The organism is Microbacterium sp. C-MGS6 (assembly GCF_058140415.1).
Genome location: NZ_CM176934.1, coordinates 2932779 through 2946456, shown reverse-complemented (window position 1 = coordinate 2946456; position 13678 = coordinate 2932779). Strand labels below are relative to the sequence as shown.

Annotated in this window: 12 protein-coding genes; 5 read left to right on the top strand and 7 right to left on the bottom strand. The window is 71.2% G+C overall.

Annotation, left to right across the window (positions count from 1 at the left end; all coding sequences use genetic code 11):
* Positions 1 to 98: 98 nt before the first annotated feature.
* Entirely contained in the window at positions 99 to 2894 is a 2796-nt protein-coding gene (locus tag AC3B5L_RS14630; RefSeq protein ID WP_490095917.1) for a hypothetical protein, read from the top strand.
* Here AC3B5L_RS14630 and AC3B5L_RS14625 read toward each other — a convergent pair.
* On the bottom strand, positions 2858 to 3790 hold the full coding sequence (locus tag AC3B5L_RS14625; RefSeq protein WP_259954035.1) for a LysR family transcriptional regulator: 933 nt from the start codon (positions 3788 to 3790) through the stop codon (positions 2858 to 2860). The two genes, AC3B5L_RS14630 and AC3B5L_RS14625, sit on opposite strands and share 37 nt — an antisense overlap.
* Before the next feature lie 146 nt (positions 3791 to 3936).
* Between AC3B5L_RS14625 and AC3B5L_RS14620 the strand changes: the two genes are divergently transcribed.
* Genes AC3B5L_RS14620 through AC3B5L_RS14610 form a run of 3 tightly spaced genes read left to right on the top strand, consistent with a single transcriptional unit; the run spans position 3937 to position 7191 of the window.
* Complete coding sequence (locus tag AC3B5L_RS14620) at positions 3937 to 5313, top strand: MFS transporter (RefSeq protein WP_187662392.1); 1377 nt, start codon at positions 3937 to 3939, stop codon at positions 5311 to 5313.
* 40 nt (positions 5314 to 5353) lie between these two features.
* On the top strand, positions 5354 to 6574 hold the full coding sequence (locus tag AC3B5L_RS14615; protein ID WP_187662391.1) for an FAD-dependent monooxygenase: 1221 nt from the start codon (positions 5354 to 5356) through the stop codon (positions 6572 to 6574).
* On the top strand, positions 6571 to 7191 hold the full coding sequence (locus AC3B5L_RS14610; protein WP_490095916.1) for an NADPH-dependent F420 reductase: 621 nt from the start codon (positions 6571 to 6573) through the stop codon (positions 7189 to 7191). The genes AC3B5L_RS14615 and AC3B5L_RS14610 overlap by 4 nt, the downstream gene beginning before the upstream one ends.
* Positions 7192 to 7280: 89 nt before the next feature.
* Here the strand turns inward: AC3B5L_RS14610 and aztD are convergent, their stop codons facing one another.
* Genes aztD through aztB form a run of 4 tightly spaced genes read right to left on the bottom strand, consistent with a single transcriptional unit; the run spans position 7281 to position 11553 of the window.
* A complete protein-coding gene (gene aztD, locus AC3B5L_RS14605; RefSeq protein ID WP_490095915.1) occupies positions 7281 to 8480 on the bottom strand; it encodes a zinc metallochaperone AztD in 1200 nt (399 codons plus the stop codon).
* Between the two features lie 28 nt (positions 8481 to 8508).
* Positions 8509 to 9426 carry a zinc ABC transporter substrate-binding protein AztC gene (aztC, locus tag AC3B5L_RS14600; RefSeq protein WP_370428590.1) on the bottom strand — a complete coding sequence of 306 codons (918 nt, stop codon included), beginning with the start codon at positions 9424 to 9426 and terminating at the stop codon, positions 8509 to 8511.
* A gap of 1 nt (position 9427) precedes the next feature.
* Complete coding sequence (locus AC3B5L_RS14595) at positions 9428 to 10654, bottom strand: ABC transporter (protein WP_490095914.1); 1227 nt, start codon at positions 10652 to 10654, stop codon at positions 9428 to 9430.
* Between the two features lie 20 nt (positions 10655 to 10674).
* Complete coding sequence (gene aztB / locus AC3B5L_RS14590; protein WP_490095913.1) at positions 10675 to 11553, bottom strand: zinc ABC transporter permease AztB; 879 nt, start codon at positions 11551 to 11553, stop codon at positions 10675 to 10677.
* A 55-nt stretch (positions 11554 to 11608) separates the two neighbouring features.
* Between aztB and AC3B5L_RS14585 the strand changes: the two genes are divergently transcribed.
* Positions 11609 to 12352: a metal ABC transporter ATP-binding protein gene (locus AC3B5L_RS14585; protein ID WP_490095912.1), complete on the top strand. Its 744-nt coding sequence runs from the start codon at positions 11609 to 11611 to the stop codon at positions 12350 to 12352.
* On the opposite strand, the gene AC3B5L_RS14580 is transcribed toward AC3B5L_RS14585, so the two are convergent.
* Complete coding sequence (locus AC3B5L_RS14580) at positions 12290 to 12634, bottom strand: hypothetical protein (RefSeq protein WP_187662384.1); 345 nt, start codon at positions 12632 to 12634, stop codon at positions 12290 to 12292. The genes AC3B5L_RS14585 and AC3B5L_RS14580 overlap by 63 nt on opposite strands.
* Positions 12635 to 12706: 72 nt before the next feature.
* A complete protein-coding gene (locus tag AC3B5L_RS14575) occupies positions 12707 to 13537 on the bottom strand; it encodes an endonuclease domain-containing protein (RefSeq protein WP_232089099.1) in 831 nt (276 codons plus the stop codon).
* Positions 13538 to 13678 lie beyond the last annotated feature (141 nt).

Here is a 13678-nt window from a genome sequence, read left to right as displayed (position 1 = left end):
CCCTCCCCATCCGCCGGCGACCCTTGCCCTGACGAGGTCCTCGCCCCTACGGTGAGGTGACGGGTGGGATCCGCACCCGAGGCGGGGGCCGTTCGATCATGAGAAGAGTCCGATTCGGCGTTCTGGGCGTGCTGCTGGCCGCCGTGGTCGGTTTCGGCGGCGCACTCCCCGCCGTCGCGGCCGAGCCCACTGCCCGGCTCTCGCTCTTCAAGGCGATCGAGAACCTCGACACGGGGGCCAGTCTGGGGGATCGGACCCTGTGGACGATGCACGCCGTCAACGTGGCCACGGGGGAGACCTTCACCGGCGACGGCCTCAACGGCATGCAGTCGCGCCTCGTCCCGCCGGGCACCTACCGCATCTTCGAGACCGGCGGCGTGGCCGGTTACGCCTTCTTCGCCTGGAACTGCGACGGCGACATGACGACGGAGCCGGAACGCACGATCACGATCACCGCGAACCAGTCGATGACGTGCACGGTGCAGAACAACGCCATCCAGGGCAGACTCACGCTCGTCAAGAACGTGCAGGGCGGCGGCGCGGCCCCGTCGGAGTGGACGCTGCGGGCCCAGGGACCGTCGACCATCGAGGGGGTGGGAGGCTCGGCCGAAGTGCAGAACCAGCCCGCCCGGATCGGCGTCTACACGTTGAGCGAGTTCGGCGGACCGGGGAGCTACGTGCCGGGGCCGTGGACGTGCGAGCGGCGGGATCTGACGACCGGAGAGGTCACCGAGGTCCCCGTGACCGGAGACCAGTTCGAGATGACGCTCGGCGGTGCGGTGACCTGTCAGATCACGAACACCGGGGATCTGCCCCACCTGACGCTCGTCAAGGAGGTCGTCGACCCGGCGGCCACCGGATACCCGTTGGCCGCCCCGTCGGACTTCGTGCTGAGCGCGAGCGGACCCGAGCGGATCTCCGGTCCCTCCGGCTCGGACGCCGTCGACCACGCCTCCATCGACCCCGGCGCCTACACGCTCGCCGAGAGCGGCCCTGCCGGATACAGCGGAGGCGCGTGGACCTGCGTGGACGCGACGAGCGACGGCGGCATCGACGGCGGCCTCCTCTTCGTGCGCGAAAGCTCCGACATCACCTGCCGCATCACCAACACCTTCGCGGGCGGCTGGCTCACCCTCGTCAAGAACGTGGTGGGCAGCGACCAACCGCCGTCCGACTGGACCCTGACGGCTGCAGGACCGGAAACGGTCACCGGTGCCTCCGGATCCGCTGCCGTCTCCCGCGTCCCGGTGCCGGTCGGCGACTACGCGCTCGCCGAGGCGGATGGCCCCGCCGGGTATGCGGCCGGCCCGTGGTCGTGCACGGGCGGCGCCCTGGCGACCGACACTGTGACGGTCGGCGCCGGAGCGGACGTGACATGCACGGTCACGAACACCCTCGAGGTCGGCCAGCTCACCCTGGTGAAGAACGTCGTGAACGCGGGCGGCGGCCCGCTCACCGCGCAGGACTGGGAGCTCACCGCGAGATCGGCCGACACCGTCATCAGCGGCGCCTCCGGCTCGGGCAAGGTCAGCTTCGCGGCGGTAGCACCGGGGACCTTCACCCTGTCGGAGGCCAGTACCGCTCCGGAGGCGGGCTCCTATACGAGCGAGGGCTGGTCGTGCGTCGATGACGAGGGCACTCCGGTCGGCACGGGCGACACCGTGGAGGTCGTGCCGTTGGAGAGTGTGATCTGCACCGTCACGAATCGATGGACCGAGTCGACCCTGACGCTGCGCAAGCAGGTCGCCTCCGCCTTCGGCACGCCGGCCCTGCCCTCGGCCTGGACGCTGACCGCGACCGACGGCGCCGCCACGGTGTCGGGGCCCGCCAACTCCCCGGCTGTCACGCAGGCGGCGGTCGCCCCCGGCGCGTGGACCCTCGGCGAGACGGGAGGCCCATCCGGCTACGACCCTCTCGGGTGGAACTGCTCGGGCGGGTCCGTGTCCGGGGACGTCGTCCAGGTTCCTCCGTCCAAGGACGTGGTGTGCATCCTCACCAACGCATCGATCACGCCCAGCCTCACGCTGGTCAAGCAGGTGGTGAACGGCGAGCGCGGCCGAGCCGTGCCTGCGGACTTCGAGCTGAAGGCCCGCGGTCCGGGAAATGCGGCTCTCTCCGGTCCCAGCGGCTCGGAGTTCGTCACCGACATGCAGCTTCCGCCGGGCGACTACATCTTCTCCGAGGACGGCCCGAGCGGCTACGAGGGCGAGTGGTCCTGCACGGGCACCGCCTGGGACGGGACCACGGCGACGCTGGGGTTCGGGAAGGACGCGATCTGCACCGCGACCAACACGTTCGTCGGCGGAACCCTGACGCTTCGGAAGGCCATCGTCGGGGTCGGCCCCGGGGCGCCGACCGGGCCCGCCGACGCCACGGACTGGACCCTGCGCGCCATCGGCGGCGGGCAGTTCCCGCGTCCGCGCATCGAGGGGGCGTCCGGAGAGACCGCAGTGACCCTCGCTCCGCTCGGCGCCGGTGCGTTCCGGCTCTCGGAGCGGGCGGTCGCGGGGGCGCCCACAGCGGACTACCGCAGCGACGGCTGGGCGTGCACCGGGGGAGCGCTGGAGGGCGACGTCGTCGAGGTCACGGCCGGGGTGGACACCGTGTGCACGGTCACGAACGTCTACGACCCGGGGCCCGAGCCCGAGCCCGAACCCGAACCGGAACCGGAGAACCCGGATCCCGGAACGGACGGAGGCCCCGGCCCGGCGACCGGGTCGGAAGGCGGGGCGGCCTCCGACCTGGCCACGACAGGGCTCGCGCCGGCGACGGCCGTGACGGCAGGCGCCGGTGGTCTGCTCGTGCTCCTCGGGGCCGTGCTGATCGCGACCCGCCGTCGCCGACGGCGAGGAACGGATCAGGGAACAGGTGTCCGCACGTCCGCGCGTCCGTAGTCGCCGAGCTTCTCCACCGCGAAGTCGAGGAGGGCATCGGCACGCGACGTCAGGGTCATGTCCGCCGGCCAGATCCCCACGACGTGGGAGACCGTCACCGGGGGGTCCAGGGGGCGGATCACGACCGGGCGTCCCTCGCTGCTCACGGGCAGGGTGTTGGGGCGGGACATGAGGAGGCCGTAGCCCAGGCCTCGGCCCACGAGGGCTTCGACGAGGGCGAGCTGGCTGACGCGGGCCTCGATCCGGGGCTCGAGTCCGCGCGCGGTGAAGGCATCGATGACGTTGCGCGTCCCCGGGCTGGCGTCGTACTGGATGTAGGGCTCGTCGGCGAGGTCCGGCAGGTCCAGGGTCGCCGCATCGGCCAGCGGGTGCGCGGGCGGCAGGTGGACCTCGAGCTCGGTGGCATAGATCCGCCGACGACGGTATCCGGCGGGCAGGGACACGTTGTACACGAGCGCCACATCGAGGTCTCCCGCGTCGAGTGCCGCGAGGAGTTCCTCGTTCGTGCCGATCATGATCTCGAGCTGCACGCCCGGATGGCGCTTCGGGAAGCCTTCGAGCAGCTCCGGAACCACGCTGGTCGCGAAGCTGGCGTAGCACCCGAGCGTGACCGGGCCGCGCAGCTCGGTGCCGCGGCGCGCGTCGAGGACGAGCTCCTGAGCATCCGCGACGATCCGACGGGCCTGCTTGGCGAACTGCTGACCGGTCGGCGTCAGAGTGAGGCCGCGTGCCTTCCGTCGCACGCAGAGCTGGGCGCCGACCGCCCGCTCCAGGCTCGTCACCGCCTGGGACAGCGCCGATTCCGAGATGTGCAGATGTGCTGCCGCGGCGCTGAGGGTCGGGAAGTTGGGCAGGGCGGCGAACAGCTCGAGCTGCCTCATGCTCACGTCGGACATGACGGCCCCCCTCGATTCTTCTTCCGCTCACCTGAACTATAACCACGAAGAAGTGCGATTTACGTACAGAGTCCCCGCCCTCACGATGAGAGGGACACATCCCGATCCCCTCGCTCGCGAGGGGGACAACGACGTTAGGGACGACCATGACCTCCTCTTCCGCATCAGGCAACGCCAGCTCGCAGCGCCGCATCGCCTTCGCGACGATCATCGGCACGACCATCGAGTGGTACGACTTCTTCATCTACGCGACGAGCGCCGGGCTCGTCTTCGCACAGCTCTTCTTCCAACCCGCCGGCAAGGAGATCGGCCTGCTGCTCTCCTTCGCCACGGTCGGCATCTCCTTCCTCTTCCGTCCGCTCGGCGCCTTCCTGGCCGGGCACTTCGGCGACGTCCTGGGGCGGCGCACGATGCTCGTCCTGACCCTCGTGCTGATGGGAGCGGCCACCACCCTCATCGGTCTGCTGCCGACGTACGCCCAGATCGGGATCGCCGCGCCGATCCTCCTCCTGCTGCTCCGGATCCTCCAGGGTCTCTCGGCCGGCGGTGAGTGGGGAGGCGCGGTGCTGATGGCCGTGGAGCATGCCCCGGCCGACCGTCGAGGGCGCGCGGGGTCGTGGCCCCAGCTCGGGGTGCCCCTCGGCTTCCTCCTCGCCTCCGGAGTGACGGCCCTCATGACCGGCGTCATCACCCCGGGTGCCGCGTACCTGGAGTGGGGCTGGCGCGTGCCGTTCCTTGTGAGCGTCGTGCTCATCGCCGTCGGGTTCGTCATCCGGCGCTCCGTGTCGGAGAGCCCCGTGTTCGCGGAGATCGCACGCCGCGGACGGCAGTCCCAGGCGCCGATCGTGACCCTGTTCCGGCGCCACTGGTATCTGGTGCTCCTGGCCGCCCTCGTGTTCGCGGGCAACGGCACGCTCGGGTACATGACGACGGGTGGCTTCCTCAACAGCTATGCGATCAACGTGCAGAGCCTCGACACCACGGCCGTGCTCGTCGCCGCGTCGGTGGCCGCCGTCGTCTGGTTCTTCTCGACGCTCCTCGCCGGGTACCTCTCCGACGTGATCGGGCGGCGGAGCACCTTCCTGATCGGTTTCGCCCTGCAGGCTCTCGTCGTCTTCCCCGTGTTCTGGCTCGTCGACCACGGAGGTCTGCCGGGGCTGTACACCGCGCTCGTCCTCATCTCGACCGGACTGGGCCTCACGTACGGGCCGCTGGCCGCCTGGTACTCCGAGATCTTCCCCGCCTCGATCCGCTTCTCGGGCGTCTCGATCACCTACGCGATCGGCGCGGTGCTGGGTGGTGCGTTCGCACCGATGATCGCCCAGCTGCTGCTCGACAGGACCGGTACGACCGTGGCCGTGTCGGCCTACCTCCTGGTGGCCTCGCTCCTCGGCGGCATCGCGACGCTGTGTCTGCGGGACCGATCGGGGATTCCGCTGGGACCGGACCACGAGGCCGAGCAGGCCACGGGAGCCACGATGTTCCGGTCGCGCCCGGCTGCGCCCGCGCTGGCCGCGAAGTGAGAGGACGCCTGTTCGTGCGTCGTTCGATGAAGGAGAGGCAATGGTAGACAGCAGGACGAGGATCGCCGTGATCGGCGGGGGGATGGGCGGGCTCACGGCCGCGATCGCCCTCACCCGGATCGCCGGTGTCCAGGTCACCGTGTTCGAGCAGGCGACGGCGCTCGGCGAGGTGGGAGCAGGCGTGACCGTCGCCCCGAACGCGCAGCGCGTGCTGGACGCCCTCGGTGTGCTCGACCAGGTGCGACGGGCCGGGGCGACCCCCGACGGGCACGGCGTCTACCTGGATGCGAGTGGGGCGCTCGTCACCGACGCGGCGTGGGAGGACTCCGCGAAGCAGTACCGGAACATCGGGATGTACCGCCCGGATCTCATCGAGGTCCTGGCGCGCGAGGTCGACGGGGAGAGCATCCGCCTCGGGCACCGCCTGGCCTCCCTGCGCACGGAGGAGTCCGGCGTCCGCGTCACCTTCGAGAACGGGGTGACCGACCTCTTCGACGCGGTCATCGGGGCGGACGGCATCCACTCCGTGGTGCGCCGCAGCATCGTGCCCGATCCGGAGCCCGTGTACTCCGGCTACATCGTCTACCGGGGCGTCGTCGACGCCTCCCACCTGCCCGCGGACTGGCCGCGGATCAGCCAGGTGTGGATGGGGGATCAGCGGCACTTCATGTGCTACCCGCTGCAGCAGCGCACCCTGTTCAACTTCGTCGCCGGGGTGCCCAGCGACCGCCCGCTCCACGGCCCCTGGTCGGGCCCCGCCGACGTGAGCGAGCTCCGCGCCGAGTTCGCCGGCGAGATGTGGGACACCCGGCTCCAGCGCTTCCTGGGAGCGATCGAGAAGACGTTCTGGTGGGGGCTCTTCGACCACGAGCCGCTCCGCAACTGGTCCCACGGAGCGGTGACCCTGCTCGGCGACGCCGCACACACGATGCTGCCGCACCAGGGCCAGGGCGTGAACCAGGCGATCGAGGACAGCATGGCGCTCGCCGTGTTCCTGAAGGCCGCCGACACGGTCGCCGACATCCCGGAGGCGTTCCGGCGCTACACCTCGGTCCGCATGCAGCGGACCGCGATCCTGCAGCACGGCTCACGGCGGGCGGGGTGGATGTTCGACGCGCAGCACGAGTTCGCGGACCGGCGGAAGCGCGACACCGACCTGCGCGTCGGGCGCGACTTCCGCCGGAGCGCGGTCTTCGACTACGACGCGAGGAAGGTCGCCGAGAGGGCGCTGGCCCGCTTCCGGAAGGAGCAGTACGCATGACCTCGATCAGCATCATCGGCAGCGGGAGGATGAGCGCGGCGATCGCGGACGTCGCCGCGCGCGCCGGCGCGGATATCCAGATCGTCCGTCGGAGCACCGCCAGTTTCTCCGGCGACCGCCCCGACGTCACGTATGCCGCGCTCGGCGACGACCTCACGGGCGACCTGGTGGTGCTCGCAGTCCCCTCTGCGGCGTACCCGAGCATCCTCGACCACTATCGCGAGCGCCTGCGCGACAAGGTCGTGATCGATATCAGCAACCCCATCGACTTCACGACCTACGACGAACTGACCGTCCCGTCCGATTCGTCGAGCGCCGCGGAACTCGCGCGGATGCTCCCCGAGGGGGCAGCGGTCGTCAAGGCGTTCAACGTCAACCTCGGCGACACCCTGGTCACCGGCACCAACGGCACCACGCGGACGACGGTCCTCTTCGCCGGTGACTACGCGGAGGCGAAGATCGCCGTCGCGTCGCTGATCGAGGATGCGGGACTCCGCGCCGTCGACGTCGGTCCGTTGTCCCGCGCTCGGGAGCTCGAGGCGATGGGGTTCCTCCAGATCGTCCTCGCCGCGCTCGGCGCCACGAGCTACGAGTCGGGATTCACCCTGCTGCCCTGAGGGTTCCGCGTCTGGTCGTGCCGGGAACGTGCACGGGACACGATGCTGCGGGTCCGCCCCGGAACGGGACGGACCCGCAGCGCCGAGGCTCAGCCGGCCGCCGGCGCGATCTCGTTCGGGGTGACCTCCAGCTCGGTGCTCGCGAGCACCTCGCCCGTGCTGAGGTCGACCGCGTGCACGCTGTCCGCGGCGGGCTCGGTCACGTAGGCGATGTCACCGGCGACGACGATGGCGGGGTGCGGGTCCTGCCACTCGGCCGGCCCTTCCCACGCCTCGATGACGGGGTAGGAGTCGGTGATCTCCCCGGTCTCGGGGTCGAGCACATGGATGGCACCGTCGGCGCCGAGGATGTAGGCCAGGTCGTCCGGCCCCCGCACGACGTCGCGGAAGGTGTACTCCGCTCCCTCCGGCAGGGACACGACCTCGGACGTCATCGCCGCGGTGTCGATGAGCGTGACGGCGTCGAGCAGGTACCCCTCGGCGTCGGGATCGTTCTTGTAGTCGCCCACTACGATCGGGCTCGTCTCGCTCACGTAGGCGTTGCCCATGCGGCCGTACGGCTGGTCCGGGGCGGCGAGCTTGGTGATCTCGCCGTCCTTGTAGACGAGCGCGCCGTCCTCGCAGCCGAAGACGACGACCTCGTCGGACGCCGTGCCTTCGCCGTGGACGCCGGGGCACTGATCGGACGCCGCGATCTCCGTGCCCTCCGCATCGCGCACCACGATGCCGCTGCGACCGTCCGCATCGCCCACCGTGGTGAGGAACGTGCCGTCCTCCAGCAGCACCGAGACGCCGTGGTGCGCCTCGACGCCGTCGATGGTCTCCACTTCCGGGAGGCCGTCGTCGCCGAGGGCGGCGGTGTCGAAGATCGTGGTGTCGCTCGTGCCGTCGGCGTAGAGGATGGTCTTGCCACCGTGACGGACCACGTGGCCGGGGGTGTCGGCCGCGAACACCGTGTCGGTCAGCGCCGCGTCATCGGTCGACCCGGCTCCGGTGTCGAGTACCTGGAAGCCCTCGCTCATCGTCACCATGACGTGGCGACCGTCGCCCGCCGGGTTCAGGCGGGTGAACGGCTCCGAATCGAAGTCGGCGACGGTGTCGAGGGTCTCCCCGTCGAGGACGAGGATGCCGCCCTCGTACGAGATGGCCACCCGGGGGCCGGGGTCCGACTCCGGGGCATCGCTTCCGGCGGAGCCGGACCCGGGGCTGGTCGAGCAGGCGGCGAGCGTCACGGCGGCGCCGAGGGCGACGGCCCCGGCCAGCGCCCGGCGCAGGGGGAGTGTCTTCATGCGGTGCTTCTTTCTTGTGAGGGTGGTCTCAACGGGTGAGACCGGAGGCGATGCGCTCGGTGTTGACGCGCATCATGGTCAGGTAGCCCGGGGCGCCGCCGTCTTCCGCGGTGAGCGACTCGGTGAACAGCTCGATCACCTCGACGTGGACGTCGGCCTCCTCGGCGAGCGCCTGGACGAGGCGGTCGGGGGAGGAGGACTCCGCGAAGACGGCGGGCACGCCCGTGTCCTCCACGGCGCCCACGAGGTCGGCGAGGTCGGAGGCCGAGGGGGCCGCGAGTGTGGTTCCGCCCGGGATCACGGCGCCGACGACCTCGAAATCGAAGCGGTCGGCGAGGTAGCCGAAGACGTGATGGTTGGTCACGAGCGCGCGGCGTTCGTCCGGGATCCGGGCGAATGCGGCGGTCATCTCGGCGTCGAGCGTCGTGAGCTCCTCGCGGTAGTCGGTGACGTCCGCGGCGAGGGTGTCGGCGTCGATCCCGTCGAGCGCGGCCAGGGCGGGCTCCAGGGCATCGACGACGTCGATCATGCGCGCGGGGTCGGTCCAGAAGTGCGCATCGGGCATTCCCGCGGCGTCGCCGTCGCGGTAGTCCAGCACCTCGATCGCGTCGCCGGCGACGAAGGACGGCACCTCCGCGGCGACGGCCGCGTCGAGATGCTGCTGCAGGCCCTCCTCGAGCCCGAGCCCGTTGGAGACGAGGAGGTCGGCGTCCCGGAGCGTGGCGGCCTCATGCGCCGAGATCTCGAACGAGTGCGGGTCCGCGTTCGGCTTCATGAGGGTGACGATGCGAGCCTGACCGCCGACGATCTCGCCGACCACGTCGCCCAGGATGTTCGTCGAGACGACGACCACCGGTCGCGTGTCCACAGGGGTGGCGCAGGAGGTCAGGGTGGCAGCGGCGCACGCGGCGAGCGCCGTGGCGGTGAGAACGCGGAGGAGGCGCATGTCAGCGCCCCGTCTCGGCGACGAAGGCCGGGGCGTCGGTCGTGTCGAAGGTCCTCGCGACGCGGGCGCCGTCGGCGTAGTCGATCTCGAACAGCCGGTGCTCCGCCGGGCCGCTGAGGTAGGCACGGTGCTGGTCGGCGATGAGGACCGGGGTGGCTCCCCCCGCCGCCGACTCCGCCACCAGCGGCGCCGTCTCCGCTCGCACCGCCCCGTCGAGCGCGCTGAGCACGAGCACACGGCCGTCCTCCGCGAGGGCGAGCAGGGTGTCGTCCTCATCGCCGACGGCTGTCACCTGCACGAGTGGGGCCGGAGCGGTGAGGAGGGTCCAGGCCCGGGCCCGGGTGTCGAGGATGCGGATGTCGGTGGGCCCGGCGAGGCCGGCGACCGTGGGGCGCCCCTCACGATTGTGGAAGGACGTCACGGCTCCGGCCGGCGCGTCCTCCGGGTACGGGATGCGGTCGACGACGACGGCGCCGTCCTCGACCTGAGCCAGCAGGGCGCCGTCGGCGCAGCCGATCACCGCTCCGACCCTGGTCGTGATCGTGCCGCTCGGCGCGACGCAGCTCTCCCGGAGCCCGGTGCGCTCGCCGTGTGCCGTGTGGCCGACGACGGATCCGCCCGCCTCACCATCGGCCTCGGTCACGAGGGCGAACGACCCGACCGGTACCACCAGACCCGCGTGGGGAGTGCGCTCGATGCGGAACAGCTCACGGATCTCCCCCTTCGACAGGGCCTCCGTATCGAGGAGGACCGCGTCACCGGATCCGGAGAAGGAGATCCCCGTGCCGCCGGTGGTCGAGCTGTTCGTCGTCGCGACCGTTGCCGTGCCGTGGCCCTCGACCGTGCCGAGCAGCGCGGGCTCCGCCCGGTAGTAGTGGAAATGGTCGACGTGGTCCCACGTCCAGACGCCGCTGTCGACGACCTCGACGCCGTCGCCGGTGTCCGCGAAGAGGTACCGGCCATCGGTGGCCATGCCCTCGGGGGCGGCGACCGCACCGATGTCGGTGACGCTCTCATCCAGGAGGTCGAGGTGGGTCACCCGACCCGCGTCGTCGACGGTCGTGAGGCCGAGCTGCGGTTCGGCGACCTCTTCCGCTCCGGCGATCGCGCCGTGCCCGTCCGCGGGAGTCGAGGGCGCGGCCGGGCTCTGCACCGCGGGACCGGCGCAGGAGGTGAGGGCGAGGGAGAGGGCGGCGAGAGTGACGAGGGGCAGGAGGCGGGAGCGCACGAGAACCTTTCGGAGACGGGTCAGGAGGCGGGAGCAGGGTCGGGATGGGCGGCCCGGTCGGCGAACGGATGCCGTGTGCGCACGGCGGCCCGCACCGCCCAGGAGAGGCCGGCGAGCCCGATCGCGGCGGCGGCGACGGACGCTCCGGCCGCGGTGGCCGCGTACCAGGATGCGAGGAGCCCGACGAGGACCGCGGCGACCCCGAACGCGGAGGCCAGGACCATGCGCGTGGGCAGCCGCGACGTCCACTGTGCGGCGGCGACCGCCGGAGCGAGGAGCAGACCGACGACGAGCAGCGAGCCGACCGCCTGGTACGACGCCACGACCGCGAGGGTCACCAGCCCGACCAGGGCCGCCTGGGCCCACCGCGGACGGAGCCCGAGCACGGTCGCGATCCGGGTGTCGAGGGCGAGCGCGACGAACGGTCGGTGGCAGAGGGTGGCGGCGATCACTCCCAGTGCCGCGGCTGCGGCGAGCAGGAGGAGATCGGCGCGGGTGATGGCGAGGATGTCGCCGAACAGGATGGCCGTCGCGTCCGTGGCGAAGCTCCCCGAGTGGGAGATGATGATGACGCCCAGGGCCAGCATCGCGACGAACAGCAGACCGATGCTCGTGTCGTAGGAGAGCCGGGCGCGTCGTTGCAGGGCGCCGATGCCGATGCTCATCGCGACGGCGCTGAGCGCTCCGCCCACGAGGACGGGAGCCCCGAGCACTGTCGCCAGCGCGACACCGGGCAGCATTCCGTGGGCCAGTGCCTCACCGAGGAACGCCATCCCTCGGACGACGACCCAGGTGCCGACGACCCCGCAGAGGACCGCGACGAGCGCGCCGCCGAGGAGCCCGCGCTGGAAGAACTCGAGCGTGAACGGGGTGAGGAGGACGGAGAACGAGGAGGTCACGGAACGCGAGCCTATGCGTAGTTGAGAATGATTATCAAATTCATAAACTGGAGATATGACGACGCTCTCATCGACCACCGACCCCTCGGTGTGCCTGGACGGTGTCTCCGTGCGGTTCGGGGAGCGCGATGCGCTGCGCGACCTCACCCTGTCGATCGGAGTCGGAGAGGTCGTCGCCGTCTCCGGCCCGAACGGCGCCGGGAAGTCGACCCTTCTCGAGGTCGTCGCCGGCGTGCGTTCACCGACGCGAGGGCGGCGGAGCGTGACGGGCCGGATCGCCTTCGTGCCGCAGCGCGCCGTGGTGCCTCCCGGCCTGCCGCTCACGGCGCGAGATGTCGTGGAGGTCGGCACGTGGGGGCGGCTCGGCGCCTTCCGGCGGCGGGATCAGCGTGCGCGCCACGCGGTCGAGGCGGCGATGGAACGCACGGCCGTGCAGGCTCTGGGGCGTCGTCCGTTCGTGGAGCTCTCCGGTGGCCAGCAGCAGCGGGTGCTGCTGGCTCAGGGGCTGGCGGCAGGCGCGGCGATCCTCCTGCTGGACGAGCCGACGACCGCTCTGGATGCGGAATCGGTCCAGCGGATCCGGGCCGTGCTGCGCGAGGAGGCCGAGTGCGGAGCGACCGTGATCTGCGTCACGCACGACGCCGGGCTGATCGCGGCGGCCGACCACGGGATCGCCCTCCTCGACGGGGTGCGGCAGGCAGATCCGCGTCGCCGGGACGCGCGCACGGCGGTGCGGTCAGAGACCGTGCCCCATGTCGAAGTCGGAGAGTGCGGGGATGTCGATGTCTCCGCGCGATGACGAATCGCCCGTGGTCTTCGGGAAGTGGCGATGCGCGCGCAGCTCGTCGACCTCCGTCGCGAAGTCGGGTTCGGGGTCCGCGGTGTGGTGGGGGCTCACGAGCACATCGTTGCCGACACCCACGAGCAGATCGGCCCAGTCCTTCTCCCCGTCCAGGAGGATCGGGATCTCCACCGCTTCGGACTCGCCCTCGCTGGCGATCGCGGCCGCGAGGGTGAGGAGCGTCTCGGCGACGTCGTCAGAGGTGAGGAGCTGCTGGCCGGCGTAGGAGACGAGTTTCATGAGGACATCTTGTCGTCGTCGGCACCCTCCGGCACGGGGGTTGCGTCGATCCTCGAGCAGGGGATAAGCGGTTCAGCGCAGATAGGCGTCGACCATCAGGGCGCCGCGGATGTCGCGGAGCCGGTCGATGAGCCGGGTGATCCCGGCGGTGCCCACGGAGGCGAGAGGAAGGTCGAACGGGCCCAGGGGCTCCAGCTTCCCCATGCGCAGCCGGACGACCTCCCATCCGGCGCTGCGGACCGCGCGGTCCTTCCGGCGGTCCGTCTCCTCCCGCTTGCCGACGTGCTCCAGCCCGTGCCGGCCGACCGTGTCGTACTCGACCGCGATGCGCAGCTCGGGGAGCAGGATGTCGGGCCACACCTCCGTATGCCGGAAGAAGGGCCGCCCGACCTTGATCGCGTTGAGCTCGTCGGGGAACACCAGCCGTTCGGCCAGTGCCTGCCGGAGCTTCCCCTCCGCCGCCGAGGCCGGCTTCGGAGCGCATGCGCTCAGGAACGCGGTTCCCGTCGGCAGCGCAGGAGTCTTGGTGCAGAGCGCCGGTGCCGGCTTCTTCGGACGGGCGGGGAGCGCACGCGCCTCTCCGAGGATCACCGGCTGCGGCCGCGCCAGCGCCGCGCACTCCGGACACCAGGACGAGCGCCGTCGGACCCGCCCCGGACGCTCGCGCTGCTCGGTCGGCGTCGCCGCGAACAGGTGCCCGACGGCGCACTCCCAGCAGAGCAGGACATCGGCGGCCAGCGGGATCTGCGAGAGCACGATGCCGTGGTTGAGCTCCGGGTGGTACTGCCGGATGAGCTCGGGGTAAGCCGCCCACGCCGCCCGGTACGTCCCGACCGCGTAAGGCACGTCGAGTCCGCGCGAGAACTGCCGTCTCGCCCACCACTGCTGCACGGACTCGGGCACGACAGCGACCGTAGGCCAGGCCACGGACATCGCCGCGCGGAGTCACCAGGGTGAACATCGCTCGCCGCTCTGTCGTGTCCCCAGGGGCGCGCCTAGGGTCGGTGGCGAAGACCGGTGCCTCTGCGCGCGTGGAGAGCATCT